The organism is Buchnera aphidicola (Chaitoregma tattakana) (assembly GCF_039370165.1).
GTDB classification, from domain to species: Bacteria; Pseudomonadota; Gammaproteobacteria; order Enterobacterales; family Enterobacteriaceae; genus Buchnera_G; species Buchnera_G aphidicola_F.
Map to the genome: position 1 here is coordinate 298,819 of NZ_CP134991.1, position 26,853 is coordinate 325,671.

The window sequence follows — 26,853 nt, forward strand, 5'->3', positions numbered from 1 at the left end:
AACCGTTCAAAACTAAAATATACTAAATTATAAAAAAATTATCAACAGATTTAAGAAATGTTTTATATAATTTCAGATAAAAAAATAGTTTTATATTATAATTACAATACAATATAAAAATTACCATAATAATTTAAATAAAAATATATTTATTATAAAAATAAAATATGCAAAATAATAAAAAAAAAAATTTTATAGATAAAATAATATTAAAAGACATTAAAAATGATAAACTTATAAAGATAAAAACTAGGTTTCCTCCTGAACCAAATGGTTATCTCCACATAGGACATGCAAAATCTATATTCACTAATTTTAATATAGCAAAAACATATAACGGAACATGTAACCTAAGATTTGACGATACAAATCCATATAAAGAAAAAAAAAAATATATAAACTTTATTAAAGAAGATATAAAATGGCTTGGTTATAAGTGGCATGGAAATGAAAAATATTGTTCAAACTATTTCGAAAAATTTTATAAGTATGCAATGATATTAATAAAAAAAGGATTAGCATATGTAGACAATTTAAACAATAAAGAAATTAAAATATATAGAGGTAGTTTAACAAAAAAAGGAATAAATAGTCCTTTTAGAAGTAGAAAAATAGAAGAAAACATAATGCTTTTTAAAAAAATGAAAAAAGGTGTTTTTAAAGAAGGATATTCATGTTTAAGAGCAAAAATAAACATGTCATCTAAAAGAATAATTTTAAGAGACCCTGTATTATATAGAATAATAAAATTAAAAAAACATTTTAAAACTATAAATAAATGGTGTATATATCCAACATATGACTTTTCTCATTGTATTTCAGATTATATAGAAAAAGTAACTCATTCCATTTGTACTCTTGAGTTTCAAGACAACAAAATATTATATAACTGGATATTAAAAAATATAGATGTTAAAAAAAAACCAAAACAATATGAATTTGCTAGATTAAATATAGAATATTCTGTACTTTCTAAAAGAAAAATTAAATTTTTAATAGAAAAAAAAATAATAAAAGAATGGTCAGATCCTAGATTATTAACAATATCTGGTTTAAGAAATAGAGGTTATACACCAAATTCAATAAAAAAATTTTGTTATAATGTTGGGCTTACTAAAAAAGAAAACTATATTCAATTTTCTTTTTTAGAACATTGTATAAGAAGTGATCTAGATAAAAAGGTTAACAGAGCTATGGCAATACTGTATCCAATAAAAGTTATAATATACAGTTTACCAAAAAATTATAAAAAAATAATAAAGATACCAAATCATCCTAAAATCAAAAAACTTGGAACACAAAAAATTATTTTAAGAAGAGAAATATATATAGATAAAAATGATTTTATTAATAATAATCACATAATAGAAAAAAATGTACATATAAAATGGAAAGCAAAATTACGATATTCATATGTTATAAAATCTAAAAAAATAATACTAAATTCATTAAATCAAACTCAGACAATTTATTGTAAACATTATCAAAACAAATGTTTCAAAAAAAACAGTAAAGTTAAAATAATACATTGGATTTCTAAAAAAGAATCTATAAAATCTAAATTCAAACTATACGAAAACTTATTTGTGACTAGAAGACCTGCAAATAAGAAAAATATGATACAATATATAAATAAAAATTCTTCTAAGACTATATGTGGGTTAGTACAAAAAGATATAATTTATAAAATGTTAAAAAATTATATACAATTTGAAAGAATTGGATATTTTTTTTTAAATAAAAACATAAAAGATAAAAATATAACTTTTACACGTATAACAAAATTAAAAAAAAATAAAAAATGTCAAAAATAAAACAAATATTTGCAAGAGAAATTATAGATTCTAGGGGATATCCTACAATAGAATCAGAAGTGTATTTAGCAGATGGATCTTATGGAAGATCAAGTGTTCCTTCAGGAGCTTCTACAGGAATGAAAGAAGCTTTAGAATTACGAGATGGAAATAAAGAATATTTTTTTAAGCAAGGAGTATTAAATGCAGTAAAAAACGTAAATAATATTATATTTAAAATTTTAAAAAATAAAGACGCGTCTGATCAAGAAAAACTTGACAATATTATGATAAAAGAAGATGGAACCAAAAATAAATCTTATCTTGGCGCTAACGCAATATTGTCTGTTTCATTATCTATAGCAAAAGCATATTCTAAATATAAGAAAATTAATTTATATGAATATATATATAAATTGTCTGGACAAAATAAAGATATAATAATGCCATCTCCTATGATAAATATAATTAATGGAGGAAAACATGCAAACAATAATTTAGATATACAAGAATTTATGATACAACCTAAAAAAAACATATCTATTAGAAAAGCTATAAGAATTGGATGCGAAATATTTCACTCACTAAAAAAAATATTAAGAAAAAATAATATAAATACATCAGTAGGCGATGAAGGTGGTTTTGCACCAAATTTAAACAATCATGAAGAAGCATTTAAATTAATACAAAAATCGATAAAACACACTAAATATAGATTAGGTAAGGACGTAACAATAGCTATAGATTGCGCAGCATCAGAATTATATAACAATAAAATTAAAAAATATAAATTAAATAGTGAAAACAAAATTTTTAACTACAAAGAATTTACAAAATATCTACAAAAAATGTCTATAAAATATTGTATAAAATCTATAGAAGATGGACTACATGAAAATGACTGGAAAGGTTTTATATACCAAACAAAAAAAATTGGGGAAAATATACAAATAGTAGGAGATGATCTTTTTGTAACAAATTATAAAATATTACAAAAGGGAATATTAAAAAAAGCTGCAAATGCAATTTTAATAAAATTAAACCAAATAGGAACTTTAACGGAAACATTAAAAACTATTGATATTGCGAAAAGATCAAAATATAAAACAATAATTTCACATAGATCAGGAGAAACTGAAGACACATTTATATCTGATTTGTGTGTTGGAACAGTATCTGATCAAATAAAAACAGGTTCAATGTCAAGATCAGAAAGAATAGCTAAATACAATAGATTAATAAGAATAGAAGAAAACATAAAAAAAATTAGTTTATAAAAATGCTACTATTTTTTTTTAAAACATAAAACTACATTTTTTAAATATATAAATATGAAAAAAAAAACTTTTATAATAGATGGCACGTATTATATGTATAAATACTATTTTGCTATACCAATGTTAAAAAATAAACTTGGAAATCCTGTAAATATAATATATGGATTTACAAAAATGATTAATATAATATGTAAAAAATATAAACCTGACAAAATAATTATGGTTTTTGATTCTAAAAAAAAAAATTTTAGACAAAAAATTTATAAAAAATATAAAAAAAACAGACCTAAAATGCCAAATAAAATTATAGAACAAATAATACCATTAAATTTTTTATTAAAAAATTTGGGAATACCAATAGTAAGTATTCCTTATATAGAAGCAGATGACACAATAGGAATTCTGTCAAAAATAGAAAATAAAAATAAAAATTTTGTATTTATACTTACTAATGACAAAGATATATATCAAATAATAAACTCATCTACATTTATATTAGAAAATTTATATAAAAAAATAGACAAATATGAGGTTCAAAGAAAGTATAAGATATTACCGAAAAATATTCCTGATTATTTATCATTAGTAGGAGATAAATCAGATAACATACCAGGAGTGCCTTGTATAGGAAAGAAAACTGCACAAATATTAATAAAAAAATATTGTAATATAAAAAATATTTATAACAATATAAATGAAATTAAAAGTTTAAAAATAAAAAATGTAAACAATATCATAAAAAATTTAACAAAACATAAAATACAAACTATACTTTCTTTAAAACTTACTACGCTACACTTAAATTTTAAAATAGAAAAAAAATTTAAAAATCTAAATTTGAAAAAACCTAATATAAATAATTTAAATAAATTTTTTAAAAAAAATAATTTTAATATATTTTATAAAAAAAATATAGAAATAAAAAAAAAAATATATAAAAACAATCTAAATAACAATTTTAAAAAAAACATGCTATAAATATAGTAAATAAGTTATTTTAAAAATTTTAAATATACTATAAAATATGAAAAAAATAAAAAATATAGCAATAATAGCCCATGTAGACCATGGAAAAACCACTTTAATAGATAAATTACTTAAAGAGTCAAAATATTACAAAGAAAAAAAAAATAAAGAAGAACGTATTATGGATTCTAACTTCTTAGAAAAAGAACGAGGTATTACAATATTGTCAAAACATGCATCTATATTTTGGAAAAATTATAAAATAAATATAGTAGATACTCCTGGGCATGCAGATTTCGGAGGAGAAGTTGAACGAATAATGTCTATGGTAGATTCTGTATTATTAATAGTAGATGCACTAGAAGGGCCTATGCCACAAACTAGATTTGTTACAAAAAAATCTTTTTTATACAATTTAAAACCAATAGTTGTAATAAACAAAATAGATAGAAAAAATTCTAGACCTAACTGGGTATTAGAAAAAATTTTTGACTTATTTATAAACTTAAATGCTACGGAAGAACAATTAGATTTCCCAATAGTATATACTTCTGCTGCATTAGGAACTTCTGGATTAGAAATAAATAATATAAAAAATAACATGATTCCACTAATAAAAACAATAATAAAATACACACCAGAAAAAATAAATTATTGTAATAAAAAATTAAAAATGCAAATATCACAAATACATTATGATAGTTATTTAGGACACATAGGAATAGGAAGAGTTAAATTCGGAACAATTAAAAAAAATCAGACTGTATTTGTAATAAATAATAAAAAAAAAAAATGTATTAGAAAAATAAATAAAATATTACATTATAAAGGGGTAGAAACGGTTGAAACAGATTCGTCTAGTGCTGGAGAAATAGTTTTAATATCTGGCATAGAAAACATTGAGATATCTGATACTATATGTGAAAAAAAAGATGAAATAGCTTTTCCTGACCTAATAATAGATAAACCTACAGTAAAAATATTTTTGTCAGTAAATACATCTCCTTTATCTGGAATTGAAGGAAAATATTTGACTTCTAGACAAATATTAAAAAGATTGAAAGAAGAAATCTCAAAAAATGTATCTTTAAAAATAGATTATAAAAACGACTCAAACACATTTTGCATATCTGGAAGAGGAGAACTGCATTTATCAATTTTAATTGAAACAATGAGAAGAGAAGGATTTGAAATGGAATTGTCAAGACCAAAAATAATTTTTAAAGATTATAAAAAAAAAATATATGAACCATATGAAAATTTGATAATAGACATAGAAAAAAAACACCAAGGAAACATAATGAAATTTATAGGAGAAAGAAAAGGAAGTTTAAAAAATATTATTGAAAGTAATGAAAAAAATAGAATATGCCTAGACTATTATATTTCAAGTAGAGCTTTAATAGGATTTCGATCAGAATTTAATAATATAACTTCTGGTACTGGCATATTTTATTCTTCTTTTAAAAAATATGATATAAAAAAATCGTATGAAATAGGGCAAAGGAAAAATGGAGTATTAATATCTAATAAAAGTGGAAAAGCACTAGGGTTTTCTTTATTTTCTTTACAAAACAGAGGGATATTATTTATAACACATGGAGAAAAAGTATACGAAGGACAAATCATAGGAATACATAATAGAGCAAACGATTTAACAGTTAATTGTTTAACTGGAAAAAAATTAACAAATATGAGAGCTTCAGGAAGCGATGAAGCAATAAATTTAAAAAAGCATACTATTATTACTTTAGAAAAAGCATTTAGTTTTATTAACGATGATGAACTAATAGAAATAACACCAAAAAAAATAAGATTAAGAAAAAAATATTTAAAAAGTAGTGAAAGAAAAAAATTTAAAAAAAATAAAATATAAAATTATTTTTTTAATAATATATTTATTAAATTAAAATATTTTTTTTTGTTATAAACTACTTTCAAATTTTCTGAATTTACTATGGTTCTAATTTTTTCTAAAGCATTATTAAAATTGTTATTTACAATCAAATAATCATAATCTTTATAACTTTTTATTTCTTCAGAAAATTTTTTCATTCTTTTTGAAATAATTTTATGACTATCTTGATTACGATGTTTTAATCTTCTAACTACTTCACTTTTAGATGGAGGGAGTATAAATATACTAGTAGAAAATAAAACTTTTTTTTTTATTTGCTTAGCACCATTATAATCAATATCCAAAAAAACATCTTTTCCTTTTTTTAACTGACGATTTATTTCAAAAAAACTAGTTCCATAATAATTATTAAAAATTTTTGCGTATTCTATAAATTTTTTTTTAATAATCATAGTTTTAAACATATTTCTGGAAACGAAATTATAATGTATCTTATCAATTTCATTACACCTTTTCTTTCTAGTTGTATAAGATATAGATAAAAAAATATTATTTGTAGTATCTTTTTCAAAAAATTTTTTTAATAAACTAGTTTTTCCTGTTCCGCTTGGTGCAGATAAGATAAAACATATACCAAAGTCTTTATTATTTTTCATAAAAATTATTTTAACAAACCTATCTTATCGTTAAGACACTCTTGTATATACTTTTTATTTTTAGAATAGTATTTTTTGTAACTATATTGTTTAATACACACTGTATAAATATATAGTCATCTATTTTAACTGAAAATACAACTATTCCAAAAATTATTTTACCATACTTTGTAATTTTTAAAATACGTTCTCCAATATTAGGAACATTTTTAGATATACTATATATTAAAAACAATTTTTTTTTGTTAGGATTTTTATATCTAATTCTAGATAAAATTTCTTGCCCCTTGTAACATCCTTTATGAAAACTCACTGCATTAAATTTTTCTAAGTTTAAAGAAGAAGGAAAAAATTTTTTGCAACTTTTTTTTTCTATTATAGGAAAGCCAATATCCATATCCCAAAAATCCCATTCTTGTAATGGTCTATAACAAAATTTTTTAAAATTATTTTCTATAAAAATTTGAATGTCTTTATAAGTAGAAATAATTATAAATCTTTTCATAACAGAATTTATTTTTAAAAATGTGAAATTATCCTTTTTTACAACTGACTTATTTAAAAAAGATATGCTAAAATATTTTTCTAAAAAAATAAGTGATTCTTTACCACAGATACCATATATAACAAAATTTTTAGACGTTAAAATATTAACTTTTGAAAAAACAGAATACTTTTTGATTTCATCAAATTGATATTTCAACACACTATTTCTATGTAAATATGCATAAGAACTACTAGAATAACGAAAAATTAAAAATACACTAATTACTCTACCGAATATATTACAACAAGAACCAACACCATATTCATGATTAGATAATAATGTTAAATCATTTGTAATCTGACTTTGTAAATATTTTTTACTATCTCTACCAGAAACTATAACTAAAGAAATATTACATAAATTATATAAAAAAAGTTTGTTACTATTAGAAACTTTTTTAAAATAACGAAAACAAAAACTGTGTTTCAAATATACCTCTGCAAAAAATTTATAAAATTTTAGTTTTAAAATTTAAAAAATACTTTTAAAATATATAAAAATAATTAACATAAATTAAAACAAATAAAATTTATTTTATCATATATATAAAATATATAATAGAGAAATATTATGAAACTTATGAAAATGAAAAAAAAATTAAAAGCCTTAAAAAAAAAAATGAAAACTTAAAAAAAACAACACACTATTATAAAAAAAGTAAAATATTAAACGAAATCAGAAAAACCTTATGTAAAAAAGATACATGGAAAAAAACTGATATAATACGAAAATTAAAAAAACATAAAAAACAGATAAAACAAGAAATATCTCCTATAAAAAAAAATTGCAGAAAAATAAAATATTTACTAGAATTAGTTGATTTATCTATAAAATTAAAAAATTATGAAATATTACAAGACATAAAGCATGAAACCAAAAAAATAAAAAAAAGCATAAAAGAAACTGAATTTTATAAAATGTTTTCTGGAAAAAATGATAAATTAAATTGTTATTTAGACATACAACCTGGATCAGGGGGTGTAGAATCACAAGATTGGGCAAATATGCTATTAAAAATGTACTTAAAATGGGCAAATAAAAAAAAATTTATAACAAAAATAATTTCTAAATATAAAGGAGAAATTGCAGGAATAAAATCAGCAACTATTTATATATCAGGAAATTTTGCATTAGGATGGTTTAGAACAGAGACAGGAATACACAGATTAGTTAGGAAAAGTCCATTTAATTCTACTGGTAAAAGACATACTTCTTTTGCATCAATATATGTTTATCCAGATATAAAGGAAAAAACTAAACTAAAAATGTTAAATTCAGATATTAAAATAGACGTATATAGATCTTCAGGAGCAGGCGGGCAACATGTAAACAAAACCGAGTCTGCAGTAAGAATAACACACATACCTACAAATTTAGTTACACAATGTCAAAACTATCGCTCTCAGCACAAAAACAAAGAACAAGCCATAAAACAAATGGAATCTAAATTATATAACTTAGAAATAAAAAAAAACAAAAATGCAAAAAAAGATTTAGAAAACTTAAAATCTAAAATAACATGGAGTAAACAAATTCGATCTTATATTCTAGACTTATCTATAGTAAAAGATACTAGAACTGGGGTAGAATCTAACAACATACAACATGTTTTAGAGGGTAACTTAGATACTTTCGTAAAAGCATCGTTAAAATTAGGAGTTTAAAAAAAATGAACAAAACAAACAAAATAATAAAAATATCTGAATCACATAAAATAAGAGAAGATAGTATAAAGTATATAAATAAACATAATTTTACTTATCCCAACAATTTTAATCCTAATACTACATGTAGAAAAATATTAAAAAAATATAAAAATTTATATGAAAAAAATGCAAATTTAATAAGTCAAGATATAAAAATAGCTGGCAGAATAACCAAAATTAGAACAATGGGAAAAGCTTCATTTTGTGAAATACAGGATATAAGTGGAAAAATACAATTATACATTTCACAAAAATATGTAAATAAAAACTTTTATAAAAAAATTTTTATGAAATGGAATTTAGGAGATATAATAGGAGTATACGGTAATGTATTTAAAACTAAAACAAATGAAATAACTGTAAAATGTAAAAAGTTAAAATTATTAACCAAAACATTCAGACTAATTCCAAACAACTATTACGGTTTAACAGACAGAGAAAAATGCTATAGAAAAAGACATCTAGATCTAATATCTAATAAAAAATCACTAAAAAAATTTATAACAAGATCTTATGTAATATTTTTTATAAGACAATTTTTTATAAAAAAAGAGTTTTTAGAAGTAGAAACACCTATATTGCAAGATATTCCAGGAGGAGCATTAGCTAAACCATTTATTACTCATCATAATTCATTAAATAAAACAATGTATTTAAGAATATCTCCTGAATTATATTTAAAAAAATTAATAGTAGGAGGCTTTGAAAAAATATTTGAAATTAGCAAGAACTTTCGAAATGAAGGAATATCCTCTAAACATAATCCAGAATTCACTATGATTGAAGCTTACATGGCATATTCTAACTATTTAGATATGATGAATCTTTTAGAAGAACTATTTAGATATGTCATTAAAAATATTAAAAAAAAAAGTTTCATAAAATATAATAAAATAAAAATAAATTTTAAAAAAAAATTTATTAAAATGACAATAGATGAAGCAATAGTAAAATTTAATGACAATATAAATATAAAAGATTTAAATAACATTGATTATATAAAAAAAATTTTAGTAAAAAAAAATATAAAAATCAAAAATTATTATAGTATAGAAAGAATAAAAATGAAATTGTTTGAACAAACTGTAGAAAAAAAAATTGTATACCCAACATTTATTACAAATTATCCTGTAGAAACTTCACCTCTCTCTAGAAGAATGAACGACAAAAAAAAATTGACCGAAAGGTTTGAATTGTTTATTGCGGGTATGGAAATCAGTAATGGATTTTCAGAACTAAATGATCCAATAGACCAGAAAAAAAGATTTAGAAATCAGATAAAAAATAATAAAGAAAATAATTTTTATGACAAAGAATATATTGAAGCTTTAGAATATGGTCTACCTCCAACTTCTGGTGTGGGAATAGGAATAGATAGAGTAATAATGTTATTAACAAATTCCAAAAATATTAGAGACATAATTTTATTTCCAACTTTAAGAAAAACAGATAAAAACGTATAAGAATAAAAAAAAATTATATACAAACATACAAGAGAAAATACATGAATAAACAAAAAAATAAAATATATTATGTAATAAGAAAAATTATAAAAAAAAATAATTCTCCGTTTTGGTTATATAAAGAACAAGATATTTTAAATCAAATCAAGAAGTTAAAAAAATTTGATGTAATACGATTTGCACAAAAATCTTGTTCCAACATAAATATATTAAAGATAATGAAAAGAAATAAATTAAAAGTAGACGCAGTTTCATCTGGAGAAATAGATAGAGCAATAGAAGCTGGATTTTCGTCACAAAATGATGAAATAGTTTATACTTCTGATATTTTTGATAAAGAAACTTTATCTAAAGTTGTTAATTTGAATATTACAGTAAATATTGGCTCTATAGACATGATAAAACAAATAGGAAAAATTTCTCCCGGGCATAACATATGGTTAAGAATTAATCCAAAATTTGGACATGGACATAGTAAAAAAACTAACACTGGTGGGAACAATAGTAAACATGGAATATGGAAAGTAAAACCTGCAATAAAAGAAATACAAAAATATGGTTTAAAATTATCTGGATTTCATGTTCATATAGGATCTGGATCAAACTTGCACAACTTAAAAAAGGTATGCAAGTATTTAAAAAATAAAATAATAAAAATGAATAAGAAAATCAAAATAATATCATCAGGAGGAGGCATACCTACACCATATAAAAATGATGAAAAAGTTTTTGATATAAAAAAATATTCTGAATACTGGATAAAGACTAAAAAAAGTCTAGAAAATTATTTTAACCAAAAAATCATACTAGAGACAGAGCCTGGAAGATTTATAGTATCAAAATCTGGATTTTTAATATCAGAAGTAAGAGCAATAAAAAAAACTGATAAGTACAAATTTGTAATAATAAATGTAGGATTTAACGATTTAATTAGACCGGTAATGTATGGAAGTTATCATAAAATTTCTATAATAAATATGACAAAAAAAGATGCAAAAACAAAATTAAAAAAAAAAGAAGATGTCGTAATATCTGGACCGCTGTGTGAATCAGGAGATATATTTACTATACATAATAACGGTAATATAATTACAAGAAAACTTAAAAAAATTTATGTTGGAGACTATTTAATTTTTCATGATGTTGGAGCATATGGATCCTCTATGTCATCTAATTATAATAGCAGACCATTAATACCAGAATTTTTATTAACATATGATAATAAAATAAAAAAAATAAGAAAAAAACAAAAAATTTTAGATTTAATAAAACTTGAAAAATAAAATGTTGTCATAAAAAATAAATTTATAAAAAAACATTTAATATATATAAAATGTATAAAAAAACCACTTAGTATAATGCAAATTTAAAAAATATTTTTTTCCATAAAAAAAAAATATATTTAAGTTGTATTTATTAAAACAAAAATATATTATTTTTTTTATTATATAAAACTATTTATACAAACATTTTATATTTTCAAATAAATCTAAAATATAATTATAAATATGATGTTTTATAAAATATAAACAAATATTGTTAATAAAACTAATTAAAAATGAAAAAAATATATATAAAAACTTGGGGATGTCAAATGAACGAAAATGATTCGTTCATAATAAAGAGAACATTAAAAAAAAAATTACAATGTACTTATGTAAATAATAGCAAAAAAGCAAATATACTTATATTAAATACATGCTCAATTAGAGAAAAAGCACAAGAAAAATTATTTCATCAATTAGGAAGATGGAAAAAAATTAAAAAAAAAAATTCAAAAATAATAATTGCCGTTGGTGGATGTGTAGCAAATCAAGAAGGAAAAAAAATTTATAAGAGAGCACCATATATAGATATCATATTTGGAACTCAAACAATACATCTCTTACCAAAAATGATAGAAGAAAAAAAAAATACAAAAAAAATATTAGTTGATGCTAAACTAAAGGGTATGCAAAAATTTAATATTATATTTACACCAAAATATACGCATTATAAAACATATGTAACTATAACAGAAGGATGTAATAAAAAATGTTCATTTTGTGTAGTTCCTACAACTAGAGGAAAAGAAATAAGTAGACCATATAAAGATATATTATTCGAAATAAAAAACATGGTAAGACAAAATATTAGAGAAGTTACATTATTAGGGCAAAATGTAAATTCATATTTATATATAGATAAAAATTCAAATAACATATGCAATTTTCAAGAACTATTATACAAAATTTCTAAAATAGAAGAAATAAAAAGAATAAGATTTATAACAAGTCATCCAAAAGATTTTAACAACAAAATTATAGATTCGTATAAAAAAATACCCAAGTTAGTAAATTTCTTACATCTACCTATACAAAGTGGCTCCGATAAAATATTAAAACTTATGAAAAGAGGATACACTGTAAAAAGATATAAAAAAATTATAACAAATATATTAAAAGCACGACCAAATATGCAAATAAGTTCAGACTTTATAATAGGATTTCCAGGAGAAACAGAAAAAGATTTTAACAGAACTATGAAAATTATATCCGAAATAAATTTTGACAATAGTTTTAGCTTTATATATTCTAAAAGACCTAATACTATTGCAAGCAAACTAATCGATAATACTACTTTACAAGAAAAAAAACATAGGTTACATAAAGTACAAAAACAAATTTTTTATCAATCTATGCAATGGAATAGAAGAATTATAGGTACGACGCAAAATATTCTAGTACATGGAACATACAAAAAAAATAAAAAAAAATTGATAGGAACTACAGATAGCAATAGAATTGTACGATTTTATGGCTGTGATAGTGAAATAGGAAAAATTGTTTCTGTTAAAATAAATGGTATGAAAAAAAAATATTTTTATGGAAATATAAAAAAATAATTATATGTAAAAAAAATTTTTATAAAATGTTAAAGTTCTAAAAAAAATGAAAAAAATTAAAATAAATCTTAAAAAAAAATATAAAGCACAACACTTTTATCCTAAAAAAAAAAAATATTAAGTTGGTTAAAACTAGTTATTAAAAAAGATATAGAAATAAGTATTATAATGATAAAAAAAAGTGAAATGAAAAAATTAAACTTTAAATATAAAAATAAAAAAAAAACTACAAATATATTATCATTTTCATATAATACTATAAATTTTTTAAAAAATAAATTTTTAGGCGAGATAGTAGTATGTAATGAAGTTATATATGAAGAGTCTATACAACAAAAAAAAATATTAATAGCTCACTGGGCTCATATTATAATACATGGAGTATTACATTTATTAGGATATAATCATAACAAAAAGATGGAAAAACTAGAAAAAAAAATTATGAAAAATTTAGGATATAAAAATCCATATTATATATAAAAACATTATAAAATTAATTATAACATTTTAAATTTTATTAATATATAATATATAAAATATTTTCTTATCAAACAAAAAATATAATATGAATTTGAAAAAAGAAAAAAAAAATAATAAAGAAGATAAGAAAGGATTTCTAAATATTTTTAAACAACAATTATTCCATAGCATTTCAAAGAGTAAAGATGATTTAACATCATTGATAAAAAATTCTAAAAAAAAATCTTCAATAAATAAAAATACTAGAAATATGTTAGGTAGAGTTATACAGACAACAAAAAAAAGAATAAAAGAAATCATGGTACCAAAAATTCATATGATAACTATAAAATCTACAAATAATTTGTTTCAATGTCTTAAAACTATAGAAAAATATTGTTATTCAAAATTTCCTATAATAAATAAAAAAAACAAAATACAAGGATTTATAACAATAAAAAATCTTATTCCATTTATAAGTAATAAGAAAAAAAATTTTTCTATAAAAAAAATATTACAGCCTATAATTATAATCCCTGAAAGTAAATATATAGATACCACACTATCTGAACTGAGTTCAAAAAAAAATAATATCGCAATAATAATTGATGAATTTGGTACAGTATCTGGATTAATTACTATAAAAGATATTATAAAATTTATAGTTGGAAAAACAGCATATAAATCAAACGATATAAATAAAAAAAATATTACTAAAGTACAAAAAAAAAAATTCATAGTAGAAGGATTAACAAAAATATTAGATTTTAATAAATATTTTAAGACTGATTTAAAAGATTTAGAAATAGATACTATTGGTGGATTAGTTTTAAACTATTTTGGAAAACTACCTAATTTAGGAGAAAAAATAAATATAAAAAATTGTTCTTTTGAAATAATTGAAACAAATAATATAAGAATAAAAAAAATGAAAGTTATAATTTTAAAAAATATAAGTTAAAATTAATAAAATAAAATTTTTTTAATTAATTTTTCAAGAGATATATTATGAATGAAGAATATAATCATAAAAAGATAGAGAAAGAAATACAACAATATTGGAAAAAAGAAAACACTTTTCAAGTTCATATTAATNNAAAAAAAAAAAAAAATACTACTGCTTATCTATGTTTCCATATCCATCAGGAAATTTACATATGGGGCATATTAGGAACTATACAATAAGTGATATAGTTGCTAGATATTATAGAATGTTAAATAGAAATGTATTACATCCTATGGGATGGGATGCATTCGGATTACCTGCTGAAGAAGCCGCAACAAAAAATAATATAGAACCATACAAATGGACATATAAAAACATAAAATACATGAAGAAACAACTTCAATCTATGGGTTTTAGTTATGATTGGACTAAGGAAATTAATACATCAGATCCAAAATATTATAAATGGGAACAATACGTATTTCTAAAATTATATAAAAAAAAGATAACATATAAAAAAAAATCTTTGGTAAATTGGTGTGAATATGACAATACAGTTTTAGCAAACGAACAGGTAATAAACGGAAAGTGTTGGAGATGCCATAATATAGTCACAAAAAAAAGAATTAAACAATGGTTTATTAAAACTAAAAAGTATGCAAAAAGATTACTAAAAGACATAAAATATTTGAAATACTGGCCTAAAAAAGTAATTTCAATGCAAAAAAAATGGATAGGTTATGAAAAAAAAATAAAATTCTTAATACAAATAAAAAATGAAAAAAAAATTTTTGTGTATACATCTAGAATAGATACATTATGTGGTGTAACATTCATAGCAATGTTTTATAAAAACAAATTTATAAAAAATAAAATTAAAACACACACAATAATAAAACAAATTTTTCAAAAATGTAAAGAAAATAGAAATAAAAAAATTAAAAAATCATATAAAACTCATTTCTGTGCGATAAATCCTATTACAAAAAAAAATATTCCAATATGGATATTAAACTATTCAATAAGAAAAAACTTTAAAAAAAAAACTATAATAGCTTGTCCAGCTCATAACATAGAAGATTGGAAGTTTGCTAAAGAAAATAAAATAGAAATAATATTTGTAATAAAAAATAAAAAATTACAAAAAAATAATATAATTAAAAAAAAACCTATTTTAAAAACTGGAATATTATATAATTCAACAAAAGAAATAAATGGATTAAATAGCAAAGATGCTATTAAAATAATTATAAAAAAAATAAATGAAAATACAAAAGTATATATAAAAGACACATTTAGAATAAAAGATTGGAATATATCTAGACAAAGACAGTGGGGATGCCCTATACCTATTGCCACTTTAGAAAATAAAAAAATAATATCTATACCACAAAAAAAATTACCAGTAGTATTAAATTATAAAATAGACAATAAAAAATTAAAAAAAGAAATTATAATAAATGGTAAAAAAGCAATGTTAGAAAATGATACTTTTGACACATTTATGGAATCTTCTTGGTATTATATAAGATACACAAATCCAAAATATAAAAACAGTATGGCTGACCCTAAAGCTACATCATATTGGCTTCCTATAGACTTTTATATAGGTGGTATAGAGCATGCAACTATGCATTTAATATATTTTAGATTATATTGTAAAATATTGAAAGATTTAAAAATAATTAATTTTAAAGAACCAGTAAAAAAATTGTTATGCCAAGGAATGGTACTATCTCACGCATTTTATAAATTTGTTAAAAAAGAAAAAGTGTGGATTTCTAGTGAAAAAGTTAAAATTATAAAAAATAATACTGGTAAAATTGTAAAAATAATAGATAGAAAAGATAAAACTAAAGTAAACTATTTTGGTCTGACCAAAATGTCAAAATCTAAAAATAATGGTGTAGAACCACTAAAAATAATAGAAAAATATGGAGCAGATTCACTAAGACTATTTATTACATTTGCCGCTCCTATTGAAGAATCTATGGAATGGAAAAATGAAGGTGTAAATGGTTCTTATAGATTTATAGTAAAAATATGGAACTTAAGCAATACATATTTAAAATATTATATAGATAAAATGTCAAAAATAAATAATAAAAAATTAAATGCAGAACAAAAAAAAGTCAGACAGAATGTTCACAAAACTATAGTAGTAGTATCAAATAATATGAAAGAAAAAAAATCTTTTCACACCTCTATAGCAAGTATAATGAAAATTACAAATATAATAGAAAAATTTTGTAAAAAAGAAAATTTATTAATAATAATTGAATCTATAGTCATAATACTAAAATTGCTTAATCCATTTATTCCACATATAATTTTTTACATTTTTAAAAAATTTCATCTATTACATGAAATTAGAAATAAATGCTGGCCAAAGCCAGACCAACAAGCTATTTTAGAAAATACATATAAAATTGTTACTCAAATAAATGGAAAAAAAAGATATGTTTTTAAAATTAAAAAAAACACTAATAAAGATACAATTTTTTCAAAAGTTAAAAATAATAAATATATAAAAAAATACATTATTAACAAAAAAATAAAAAAAATAATATTTATACAAAACAAAATAATTAATATTGTTACTAACTAAAAAAACAAAAAAAATAAAAGAAAATTACATTATATATTTTAAATTAAAACATGAAAAAAATATATTTAAAAAACGGTATTGACATAAAATTAGAGTCAAATACTTCTTTTTTTATAATAATAGAAAATGAAATATCTTTAGCAGAAGAAGCGACAAAAAAAATTTTAGAAGAAGCTAGAAAAAAAGAATTCGTATGCATAAAAAAAATTAATGTTAAAGAAAACAAAAAAAATTTTGAGTATTTTAACACTCAAAACTTTTTTTATAAAAAAAAAATTGTTTTAGTAAGCTTTTCTAATAAAGATATTTTTAACAATTTGACGAAACTAATAGAAAAAATAAAAAAAACAAAAAATCAAAAAATAGTAGTAATAATAAAACTAATAAAGATAAAAAATTTTAAATATGTAAATAAAATATTACAACTAATAAAAAAATATATATTAATAAATTGTACAGCTAACAGTAATAAAGATGTTATAAACTGGATAGATTATAATGCTAAAAAAAATAAAACAAAGATAACAAAAAATGCTAAAAACTTATTATACTATCATTATAAAAATAACATTACTAAATTAACTCAAATAATATTACAATTTAAATTTATATTTAAAAACAAAAAAATTAATACGAAAAAAATAGAAAAAATAATGTGTAATAATCAAAATTTTACATATAAAGAATTAGTACACATTTTTTTTACAAAAAATATAAAAAAAACTATACAAATAATAAACACAATATACAAAGAAAAATATAATATTGAAAAAATAATAAAACAAATACATATCAAACTTCTAACCATAATATACTTAAGAAAAGAAAAAAAATATGAAATGAAATCTAAAAAAAACATAAAAATAAATATTTCTATAGAAAGGATGTACAAAATAATTCGTTATATAACAATTATAGAAATTAAAATTAAAAAAAACATAAATATAAATTTTTGGAAACAGTTAAAAATTTTGTTATTAATAATAACAATGAAATAAAAATATGAAAATATATAAAAATATCTTAGATTTACGAAAATACAAATGTCCTGATTCAATATTTTTTTTAAGAAAAAAAATTAGAAACATGAAAAAAAAAGAACTTATACTATTAATAACAAACGATCCATCAACTAAATGGGACGTTCCTAATTTTTGCGTTTTTATGAATCATAAAATAATAGATAAATATATATTAGTAACACCGTTTAAATATCTATTAGAAAAATAAACTCAAACTTTTTTAAAAATTTCCTTTTATAATTTTATTAAGATATTTAACATCCTTCTTAAAGGCTCTGATGCCCCCCAAAGAAGCTGATCTCCTATAGAGAAAACTGTAATATAACTTTTTCCAAAAGAAGAGAATCTAATTCGACCTAAAAGTATCTTTAAAGTACCAGAAACCATAGATGGAGTTAAATATCTAATAGTACTATATTTATCATTATCAACAATTTCAGTCCACTTATTATGATTCAATAATATACTTTTAATTTCTGATAGATTAATTATTTTATTTAATTCTATTAAAAAAGACTGACTGTGACATCGAAAAGTACTTATTCGTACACACATACTATCTATAATAACCTCTTCGTCTGTTTTTAAATTTAATATTTTATTAGTTTCAAACTGTCCTTTAACTTCTTCTTTGCTCTTTCCATCATTATTATCTGAATCTATCCACGGTATCAAATTACCAGCTAAAGGCGTGTCATTAAATAATCTAAAACTATTTCTAGATTTTAATAAAGAAGTAATGACACTCTCTATTTTTAATATAGAAATATTATTTTTTTTAAGATCATCTTTTACACTATTATGCAATACCCCCATTTCTAACAACAATTTTTTAATATAACTAGATCCAGCTCCTGATACCGCTTGATATGTAGATACAAAAATTCTTTTAATTAAATTATTATCAAAAAGCCCGCCTAGAGCCATAAGCATTAAGCTAACTGTACAATTTCCACCAACAAAAGTTCTACATCCATTTTCTATACTTTGCATTATAAAATTATAGTTTACTGGATCCAATACTATTATAGCGCTTTTATGCATTCTTAGATAAGATGATGCATCTATCCAAAAACCAGTCCATCCTAATTTTTTTAAATTGAAATATACCTTTTTAGTATACTCACTTCCTTGACAAGTTAATATAATATCCATTTCTATTAACTTTTGTAAATCATATGCATTTTCTAAAATTCCAAACTTTGTGTTATTTATTTTAGGACCATTATGACCTACTTGTGAAGTAGTAAAAAATTTTATATTTAACTTAGATAAATCTTTTTTAAAAATCATTCTATTTAATAAAACTGATCCAACTAAACCTCTCCAACCCACAAAACCTACTTTTTTTTTCATATAATTCCTTATATTTTAAAACATTATATTAACAAAATATTACATAAAAAAAGTTAATACAACAAAAATAATAAAAAACAGTTTTTAAATAAATTTATTAATATAATAAACTAAATAACATAAAAAATATAATAAAAATTTTCTGTATATTAACCATATTATTAAATAATAAAAACATTTATAAAAATTTAATAAAAATGTTTAATTTTAAAAATAAATAATATATATTGTTTTGTAATAAAAAAATAATATATTCCTAATAAAATTATTTTTATAAATATATAAAAATTTTTATAAAAAAAAAGTCAAATATTTTTGTAAAATTCATAAGGAAAAAATGAACAAAATAATTTCTAATACAATATTGTTAATATTAATAATGGATCCATTAGGTAATCTCCCTGTCTTTATGTCAATTTTAAAAAAGTTTAAAACAAAAAGAAAGAAAAAAATATTAATAAGAGAAATGTTAATAGCTTTAGTTATAATGTTACTATTTTTATTTAGTGGAGGGAAAATACTATCTTATCTAAATTTAAAAACACAAATAGTGTCTATATCAGGTGGAATAATATTATTTCTTATAGCCATAAAAATGATTTTTCCCAATGTAAATAACAATTTAGAAAAAGACATCTTAAAAGATAATGAACCGTTTTTAGTTCCATTAGCAATACCATTAATTGCTGGCCCTTCTATATTAGCTACACTAATGCTTTTATCAAAACAATATCAAAATCAAAAAATAATGTTAATAATTCCTTTAATAATAGCGTGGAGTTTTAGTTTATTTATATTGTTGTCATCTGAAATTTTTATTAAATTATTTGGAGAAAATGTAGTGAATGCATTAGAAAAATTGATGGGAATAATATTAATAATGCTATCTACACAAATGTTTTTAGAAGGAATAAAATCATGGTTTAATATATAATTAAATTTATACAAATTTAGAAAAAAATGAATAAAAAACAAAATAACTATATAAAAAATTAAATAAAAAACAAATGAAAAAAATAACAGACATAAACATATATAAAAAAAAAATAATTATAAGAAATGATTTTAATGTTTCTATAATAAAAAATAAGATAATATCTAGTGAAAGAATAGACAGATCTATTCCAACAATAGAATATGCTATAAAAAATCAAGCAAAAATAATCTTAATGTCACATTTTGGAAGACCAAACGAAGGTAAATTTGAAAAAAAATATTCATTATTACCAATTTTTAAATATTTAAAAAAAAAGATACAACACACAAAAATAATATTTAAAAACAATATAAATGATCCTATAAAAATTAAATATGGTGAAATTTGTCTTTTGGAAAATGTAAGATTTAATATAGGAGAAACATCAAATTCTAAAACTCTTTCTAAAAAATATGCAACATTATGTGATATTTTTGTTATGGATGCTTTTGGAAGCGCTCATAGAATGCACTCTTCTACCTATGGAATAGCAAAATATGTTAAAAAATGTTGTTTTGGAAAACTATTAATATCAGAAGTAAATTCAATAAATAAAATATTAAAAAATCCAAATCGACCATTAGTATCTGTAATAGGAGGATCAAAAATTTCTACAAAGTTCGACCTTTTAAAAACTCTAGGAAAGATATCAGATAAAGTAATTTTAGGAGGGGGAATAGCTAACACATTTATAGCAATAAATCATAATGTAGGAAAATCTTTGCATGAAAAAAAATTTATAAAAGAAGCAAAAAAGCTATTAAAAAAATTTAACTTTTTTATTCCAATAGATTCACGAGTTGGAAAAAGCTTTTCTAATGAAACAAATGTTATTAACAAATCAGTTTCAAATATTAAAAATGATGAAGAAATTATGGACATAGGTATAGAATCAGAAAAAAAAATAAGTTATATATTAAAAAAAGCTAAAACTATTGTATGGAATGGACCAGTAGGTGTATTCGAATTTTCTAATTTTAGAAAAGGAACAGAATTAGTAGCTAAATCTATTTCTAAAAGTAATGCATTTTCTATAGCAGGAGGAGGAGATACTCTTGCAATAATAGATATTTTAAAAATAAAAAAAAATATTTCATATATTTCTACCGGAGGTGGAGCTTTTTTAAAATTTTTAGTAAACGGCACTTTACCAATAATAAATTTAATAAAAAAACTTAAAAAAAAAAAATAGGGGTACAACAATTTTGAAAAATTTATTTAAAAATATTAAACATGGTGTAATTTCTGCTTCAGAAACTAAAAAAATATTTAAAATTGCTAAAAAAAATCACTTTGCTATACCAGCAATAAACTGTTGTAGTTTTAACACTATAAATGCTTCTTTAGAAGCAGCACAAGTAATAAATTCTCCTATAATAATACAGTTTTCATATACAGGATCATCATTTTTTATAGGAAAAAATATTAAAATTAAAGATTTACATAAAAAATCTATTTTAGGAGCTACAATAGCTGCTAAATATGTTCATATAATTTCTAAATTTTATAAAATACCAGTAATATTACATACAGACCATTGTCATAAAAGCATATTACCATGGTTAGATGGTTTAATATTAGAAGATAAAAAATTTTTTAAAAAAAACGGAATCTCTTTGTTCACTTCTCATATGATAGATTTATCCAAAGAAAATATAAAAAGTAATATAAAAATATGTTCTAAATATCTAAAAAAAATTAAGGATATAAATATAATTCTAGAAATAGAGTTAGGATGTACCGGAGGCGAAGAAGACGGTATAGATAATACAAAAATATTAAAAAAACATCTGTATACAAAGCCAAAAGAAATATCATATGCATATAAAAAATTAAAAAAAATTAGTAACTTTTTTACAATTGCTGCATCTTTTGGAAATGTACACGGAGTGTATTATAGTAGTCACATAAAGTTAAAACCTAAAATTCTACAAGAATCTCAAAAATATATAAGTAAAAAATATAATTTAGATAAAAAACCTATAGATTTTGTTTTCCATGGAGGATCCGGGACAAAAAAAAATATAATAAAAGAATCTATATCATATGGTGTAGTAAAAATAAATGTAGATACTGATATACAATGGCACGCATGGAAGGGGATATTAGAATTCTATAAAAAAAATAAAAACTATTTAAAAAGTCAATTAGGAAACCACAAAAATAAAAAGAGCCCAAACAAAAAATATTATGATCCTAGAAATTGGATAAGATCATCAGAAATATGTATAGTAAAAAAAATTAAATCAATATTTAAAGATTTAAACGCAATTAATATATTAAAAAATAATATATATAAAAAAAATTATTCCAAAAACAAACAATAGGCATATATAAAAACAATGAATAATTTTAATGTAGTAAAAGATATTCATCATGCTGGAAATTGGATAATAAGAAACCAAGAACTAGTTCTAAGTTATATAATAAATTTTATTTCATCTATAATAATATTTACAACAGGAACTTTTATTGCTGGAATAATATCAAAAGGAATAAATAAAGTGTTAACAGCAAGATCTATAGATGTTACAATTTCTAATTTTTTTTCTGCTGTAATTAGATACATAATAATAACATTTTCTTTAATAGCTGCTTTAGGTTGTATTGGGGTACAAACTACTTCTGTAATAGCAATATTAGGAGCAACTGGTATGGCAATTGGTCTTGCGCTACAAGGATCTTTATCAAATTTTGCAGCAGGAGTACTGTTAGTTACGTTAAGACCATTAAAAACAGGAGAATATGTAGATTTAGGAAGCGCTTCTGGAACAGTTTTGAACATACATATATTTTATACAACACTAAGAACACTAGATGGGAAAATTGCTATAGTTCCAAATGGTAAAATAGTGTCTGGGAACATAATAAACTATTCTAGAGAACCAGCTAGAAGAAACGAATTTAACATTAGTGTTTCATATAAAACAGATATAGACTTTGCAATAAAAGTATTAAGAGAAGTTATAAATAATGAAGAAAGAGTTTTAAAAGATAGAGATATCATTGTAGGATTATCAGAACTCGCTCCGTCTTCTATAAACTTTATAATAAGATGTTGGAGTAATACAAGCGAATTAAACTCAGTATATTGGGATCTTATGGCAAAGTTTAAAAAATCTTTAGATAAAAACAAAATTTCAATACCATATCCACAGATTGATATAAATATTTATAAAAAATATGAAACTAAAAAATAATAAAGTTATGTTAAAAAATATGAAAATATATACAGCAGATAAAATCTGTACATTAATGGAAAAAGTGTGTGAAATAATTAAAAATAAAAAAAAAAATATATTCTATCTGAAGAAATTTTTATTATAAAAAATTACAAAATAGAAAAATGGATAAGAACATTTATTTCTAAAAAAATAGGAATATGCGCAAATATAAAATTTTATACTCCAGAATGTTTTTTTTGGAAAATAATTAAAAAAAAAAATCATTTTAAAGACCCAGCTCTATTTTGGAGAATCTTATCATTACAAAGACATATAGATGTAAAAAATATACTTCATAATAATTTTAATAAAAATGAACTAATTTTATTATCTATAAAAACAAGTAAAATTTTTCAAAAATATTTGTTAAATTCTAAATATATAATATCGAGTTGCATAAATGAAAAAGAAAAATGTATAAACAAGAAATTTCAAAAAAAAATATGGGAGTTATTGAATAATATTAAAAAAAACAAAAATAATTTCTTTAATGTATCATACAATTTAAAAAAATATAAAAAAAAATGTAAAACAAAAAGAATATTTGTAATTAATTCAAATAATCTACCAGATTATTTTATGTCATTTTTAGAAAAATTGAAAAAATTTTTTTCTATAACAATTTTAAATATAACTCCACTAGGTATGTTAATAAAAGAAAAAAATAATTTTATTAAAACAAAATGTTTCGATTCTATTAAAAAATTAAAAAAAATTATTATAAATCCGTTATTAATATACTTAGCAAAATATTCTATACATTTAATAAAAAATTTGTCTAATAAAAAAAATAAAAATATTACTAAAAAATTAGAAAATAATAATACACTTCTTGGAAACATACAAAAAGATATAATTTTAAATAAATTAAATACTAATAAAATTTTTAAACATGATAACTCTTTTTTAATACATGCATGTTGTAGTAAATATAAAGAAGTAGAAGTTTTACATAAAAATTTAATAAAAATTTTAAAAAAAGACCAAGATATAAAATTACATGAAATAGCTATAGTTTCAACTAATATAAAAAAATATTTACCTTACATAAAAAGTGTATTTAATAGCCCAAAACAAAAAAACCACATATTGTATACTACAATGGTAAATTATAAAAGTATAGAAAATATATATTTAAAATTTTTTTATAAAATATTTAAATTAAAAGAAAAAGAAATAACAAAAAACGAAATATTTGACCTATTAAACTCTAATATTATAAAAAAAAGATACAAAATAACTAACAAAGAAATAGAATTATTAAAAATATGGACAGAAGAAGTATCTATAAGATTTGGTATTGATGAAAAAACTATAAAAAAAAAATATAAACATATAAGTGCAGAAAATACTTGGTGGCATGGACTAAAAAAAATGATATTAGGAAATACTACCTATAGCAAAAAAATAATTTATGAAAATTATGTTCCGTATACTAAAGTAAACTATTCTCGTTCAAGTGTTTTGACAAAACTAATAAATGTTATACATGTAGTTAGTAAATGGAAGAAAACGTTTTCTAAACCTCACAAATTAATTCAATGGAAAAAATTATTTAAAGATATAACAATAGATTTCTTTCCATATAAAAAAAGTTATAAAATAAAAAATATAGAAAATCTATTTATTAGAATCATAGAATCAGGAATAAAAGAAAATTATAATAAAAAAATTTATATAAATGAATTGTCAGTAATATTTAAAAAACATATAAAAATTTTACAAATAAATAAAAACATATTCTTAGGATCAATAATATTATGCAATAATAGTGATATAGAAAATATAAATTTCAAATTAATATATTTTTTAGGTATACATAGACATAAAGAAAAAAATATAACAATGTGCAAACAGTTTGATATAACATATAAGAAAAAAGAGTATACATATTATGAAAAAACAAATTATATAGTTGGATCAATAATTTTACTAATAATTGCAGCAGAAAAGTATTTTTATATAAGTTACATAAAAAACTTTAATAAAAATAAAAAAACAATAAAAATAATAGAAACTTTGATAAATTATATATCTAAAAGTTATTACTTTAACAAAATATATTTGAAAAATATAACATTAAACAAAAAAAATATTTTATCAAAACTATTACAAAAACATAAATCAGATATATCATATAAAAATTATATTAATAATAACAAAAAAAAAATAGTAACATATAAAAATAATAATAAAAATCATAATATTATAAACCATACAAATACAAACACAAAAATAAATATTAAAAACTTAATAGAATTTTGGAATAGTCCAATAAAATATTTTTTAAAAAAAGTAATAAAAATTAATTTATATAAACACAATATAAATAACATAAATACAGAACCATTTTTATTAAATGAAAGTACAAAATTACAAATTAGTAAAAAAATATTTTTACTCGTGTTAAAAAATAAAAATACTAGAAATGTATTTAAATATTATTGCTCTTTAGGAATATTACCTAAAAAAAATTTTGGGAAAATAGTTTTCAAAAAACTTGTTATATATTCTATTTTTTTAAAAAAAAAAATAGAAAAAATTTGTAATAAAATAAAAATACAAGTTATAAATGTAAAAATAAAAATAAGAAACTTCATAATATATACAAAAATACAAACTATCTCATCAAAAAGACTAGTAAATTACAAATTAAAAAAACTCAGTATAAACGATAAAATAGAGTTCTGGTTCTATCACTTATTTTTTTGTCTTACCAAACAATGTAAACACAGTAGTATACTGTTAGGATACAAAAACTCTAAAATAATATTTTCTAAAATTAGTTATGAAGAATCGTATAACTATATAGTAAAATATTTTGAAGGATATTTACAAGGTCAAAAAAAACCTATTTTCCTTACAATGTCTGGAATGATATGGATATTTAATATGATGAAAAGTAAAAATAAAAAAAAATCCAAAAAAAAATTTCTAAAATTTTGGGAAGGAAATTACTATTTCTATGGAGAAAAAAATAATATTTATATAAAGAAAGTAATAAAAAATTCTTCAAAAAAAAATATAAAAAAAATATATAATTCTTCATTAAAATGGCACTATCCTATTCTAAAAAATATAAAAAAATATAATAAATAAAAGAATAAAAAAA

General features: G+C 20.5%; 21 protein-coding genes. 18 read left to right on the forward strand and 3 right to left on the reverse strand.

Annotation, left to right across the window (positions count from 1 at the left end):
* Positions 1-167: 167 nt before the first annotated feature.
* From glnS to typA, 4 genes are read left to right on the forward strand one after another with little or no spacing between them, the layout of a single operon-like run.
* Positions 168-1,814, forward strand: coding sequence for a glutamine--tRNA ligase (glnS, locus tag RJI84_RS01410; RefSeq protein WP_343188977.1), 1,647 nt, complete (start codon positions 168-170; stop codon positions 1,812-1,814).
* On the forward strand, positions 1,802-3,070 hold the full coding sequence (eno, locus tag RJI84_RS01415) for a phosphopyruvate hydratase (protein WP_343188978.1): 1,269 nt from the start codon (positions 1,802-1,804) through the stop codon (positions 3,068-3,070). Before glnS ends, eno begins: the two co-directional genes overlap by 13 nt.
* A 54-nt stretch (positions 3,071-3,124) precedes the next feature.
* Positions 3,125-4,048, forward strand: coding sequence for a 5'-3' exonuclease (locus tag RJI84_RS01420; protein ID WP_343188979.1), 924 nt, complete (start codon positions 3,125-3,127; stop codon positions 4,046-4,048).
* A 46-nt stretch (positions 4,049-4,094) separates the two neighbouring features.
* Complete coding sequence (typA, locus tag RJI84_RS01425) at positions 4,095-5,912, forward strand: translational GTPase TypA (protein WP_343188980.1); 1,818 nt, start codon at positions 4,095-4,097, stop codon at positions 5,910-5,912.
* 2 nt (positions 5,913-5,914) lie between these two features.
* Here typA and gmk read toward each other — a convergent pair whose 3' ends face one another.
* A complete protein-coding gene (gene gmk, locus RJI84_RS01430; RefSeq protein ID WP_343188981.1) occupies positions 5,915-6,550 on the reverse strand; it encodes a guanylate kinase in 636 nt (211 codons plus the stop codon).
* A gap of 19 nt (positions 6,551-6,569) precedes the next feature.
* The gene (locus RJI84_RS01435; RefSeq protein ID WP_343188982.1) at positions 6,570-7,526 is read right to left on the reverse strand and encodes a hypothetical protein; all 957 of its coding nucleotides are present in this window, start codon (positions 7,524-7,526) and stop codon (positions 6,570-6,572) included.
* Between the two features lie 128 nt (positions 7,527-7,654).
* Between RJI84_RS01435 and prfB the strand changes: the two genes are divergently transcribed.
* From prfB to tusA, 9 genes are all read left to right on the forward strand, one after another.
* Positions 7,655-8,761, forward strand: coding sequence for a peptide chain release factor 2 (gene prfB / locus RJI84_RS01440; protein ID WP_343189267.1), 1,107 nt, complete (start codon positions 7,655-7,657; stop codon positions 8,759-8,761).
* Positions 8,762-8,766: 5 nt separating this feature from the next.
* On the forward strand, positions 8,767-10,266 hold the full coding sequence (lysS, locus tag RJI84_RS01445; RefSeq protein WP_343188983.1) for a lysine--tRNA ligase: 1,500 nt from the start codon (positions 8,767-8,769) through the stop codon (positions 10,264-10,266).
* Positions 10,267-10,307: 41 nt separating this feature from the next.
* Positions 10,308-11,549, forward strand: a complete 1,242-nt coding sequence (gene lysA, locus RJI84_RS01450) for a diaminopimelate decarboxylase (protein ID WP_343188984.1) — start codon at positions 10,308-10,310, stop codon at positions 11,547-11,549.
* 275 nt (positions 11,550-11,824) lie between these two features.
* Complete coding sequence (gene miaB, locus RJI84_RS01455; protein WP_343188985.1) at positions 11,825-13,150, forward strand: tRNA (N6-isopentenyl adenosine(37)-C2)-methylthiotransferase MiaB; 1,326 nt, start codon at positions 11,825-11,827, stop codon at positions 13,148-13,150.
* A 138-nt stretch (positions 13,151-13,288) separates the two neighbouring features.
* The gene (ybeY, locus tag RJI84_RS01460; RefSeq protein WP_343189268.1) at positions 13,289-13,630 is read left to right on the forward strand and encodes an rRNA maturation RNase YbeY; all 342 of its coding nucleotides are present in this window, start codon (positions 13,289-13,291) and stop codon (positions 13,628-13,630) included.
* An 85-nt stretch (positions 13,631-13,715) separates the two neighbouring features.
* Positions 13,716-14,570, forward strand: coding sequence for a transporter associated domain-containing protein (locus tag RJI84_RS01465; protein WP_343188986.1), 855 nt, complete (start codon positions 13,716-13,718; stop codon positions 14,568-14,570).
* A gap of 196 nt (positions 14,571-14,766) precedes the next feature.
* The gene (gene leuS / locus RJI84_RS01470) at positions 14,767-17,163 is read left to right on the forward strand and encodes a leucine--tRNA ligase (protein ID WP_343188987.1); all 2,397 of its coding nucleotides are present in this window, start codon (positions 14,767-14,769) and stop codon (positions 17,161-17,163) included.
* Positions 17,164-17,213: 50 nt separating this feature from the next.
* A complete protein-coding gene (locus tag RJI84_RS01475) occupies positions 17,214-18,161 on the forward strand; it encodes a hypothetical protein (protein ID WP_343188988.1) in 948 nt (315 codons plus the stop codon).
* Between the two features lie 4 nt (positions 18,162-18,165).
* On the forward strand, positions 18,166-18,393 hold the full coding sequence (gene tusA / locus RJI84_RS01480) for a sulfurtransferase TusA (protein ID WP_428994300.1): 228 nt from the start codon (positions 18,166-18,168) through the stop codon (positions 18,391-18,393).
* Between the two features lie 26 nt (positions 18,394-18,419).
* Here tusA and asd read toward each other — a convergent pair whose 3' ends face one another.
* A complete protein-coding gene (gene asd, locus RJI84_RS01485; protein WP_343188989.1) occupies positions 18,420-19,541 on the reverse strand; it encodes an aspartate-semialdehyde dehydrogenase in 1,122 nt (373 codons plus the stop codon).
* Between the two features lie 337 nt (positions 19,542-19,878).
* On the opposite strand from asd, the gene RJI84_RS01490 reads away from it, so the two are divergent.
* From RJI84_RS01490 to RJI84_RS01510, 5 genes are all read left to right on the forward strand, one after another.
* On the forward strand, positions 19,879-20,475 hold the full coding sequence (locus tag RJI84_RS01490) for a YhgN family NAAT transporter (RefSeq protein ID WP_343188990.1): 597 nt from the start codon (positions 19,879-19,881) through the stop codon (positions 20,473-20,475).
* A gap of 73 nt (positions 20,476-20,548) precedes the next feature.
* Complete coding sequence (locus RJI84_RS01495) at positions 20,549-21,709, forward strand: phosphoglycerate kinase (protein ID WP_343188991.1); 1,161 nt, start codon at positions 20,549-20,551, stop codon at positions 21,707-21,709.
* A 13-nt stretch (positions 21,710-21,722) separates the two neighbouring features.
* Positions 21,723-22,844: a class II fructose-bisphosphate aldolase gene (gene fbaA, locus RJI84_RS01500; protein WP_343188992.1), complete on the forward strand. Its 1,122-nt coding sequence runs from the start codon at positions 21,723-21,725 to the stop codon at positions 22,842-22,844.
* 15 nt (positions 22,845-22,859) lie between these two features.
* A complete protein-coding gene (mscS, locus tag RJI84_RS01505) occupies positions 22,860-23,717 on the forward strand; it encodes a small-conductance mechanosensitive channel MscS (protein WP_343188993.1) in 858 nt (285 codons plus the stop codon).
* Between the two features lie 99 nt (positions 23,718-23,816).
* Complete coding sequence (locus RJI84_RS01510) at positions 23,817-26,840, forward strand: exodeoxyribonuclease V subunit gamma (RefSeq protein WP_343189270.1); 3,024 nt, start codon at positions 23,817-23,819, stop codon at positions 26,838-26,840.
* Positions 26,841-26,853 lie beyond the last annotated feature (13 nt).

Bases quoted from the DNA above. Each gene is read 5' to 3' on its own strand.
- tusA (WP_428994300.1), top strand. From the start codon at position 18,166: ATGAAAATATATAAAAATATCTTAGATTTACGAAAATACAAATGTCCT.
- glnS (WP_343188977.1), top strand. From the start codon at position 168: ATGCAAAATAATAAAAAAAAAAATTTTATAGATAAAATAATATTAAAA.
- lysS (WP_343188983.1), top strand. From the start codon at position 8,767: ATGAACAAAACAAACAAAATAATAAAAATATCTGAATCACATAAAATA.
- RJI84_RS01495 (WP_343188991.1), top strand. From the start codon at position 20,549: ATGAAAAAAATAACAGACATAAACATATATAAAAAAAAAATAATTATA.
- lysA (WP_343188984.1), top strand. From the start codon at position 10,308: ATGAATAAACAAAAAAATAAAATATATTATGTAATAAGAAAAATTATA.
- eno (WP_343188978.1), top strand. From the start codon at position 1,802: ATGTCAAAAATAAAACAAATATTTGCAAGAGAAATTATAGATTCTAGG.
- RJI84_RS01475 (WP_343188988.1), top strand. From the start codon at position 17,214: ATGAAAAAAATATATTTAAAAAACGGTATTGACATAAAATTAGAGTCA.
- RJI84_RS01490 (WP_343188990.1), top strand. From the start codon at position 19,879: ATGAACAAAATAATTTCTAATACAATATTGTTAATATTAATAATGGAT.
- RJI84_RS01420 (WP_343188979.1), top strand. From the start codon at position 3,125: ATGAAAAAAAAAACTTTTATAATAGATGGCACGTATTATATGTATAAA.
- leuS (WP_343188987.1), top strand. From the start codon at position 14,767: ATGGGGCATATTAGGAACTATACAATAAGTGATATAGTTGCTAGATAT.
- miaB (WP_343188985.1), top strand. From the start codon at position 11,825: ATGAAAAAAATATATATAAAAACTTGGGGATGTCAAATGAACGAAAAT.
- typA (WP_343188980.1), top strand. From the start codon at position 4,095: ATGAAAAAAATAAAAAATATAGCAATAATAGCCCATGTAGACCATGGA.
- asd (WP_343188989.1), bottom strand. From the start codon at position 19,541: ATGAAAAAAAAAGTAGGTTTTGTGGGTTGGAGAGGTTTAGTTGGATCA.
- RJI84_RS01465 (WP_343188986.1), top strand. From the start codon at position 13,716: ATGAATTTGAAAAAAGAAAAAAAAAATAATAAAGAAGATAAGAAAGGA.
- mscS (WP_343188993.1), top strand. From the start codon at position 22,860: ATGAATAATTTTAATGTAGTAAAAGATATTCATCATGCTGGAAATTGG.
- gmk (WP_343188981.1), bottom strand. From the start codon at position 6,550: ATGAAAAATAATAAAGACTTTGGTATATGTTTTATCTTATCTGCACCA.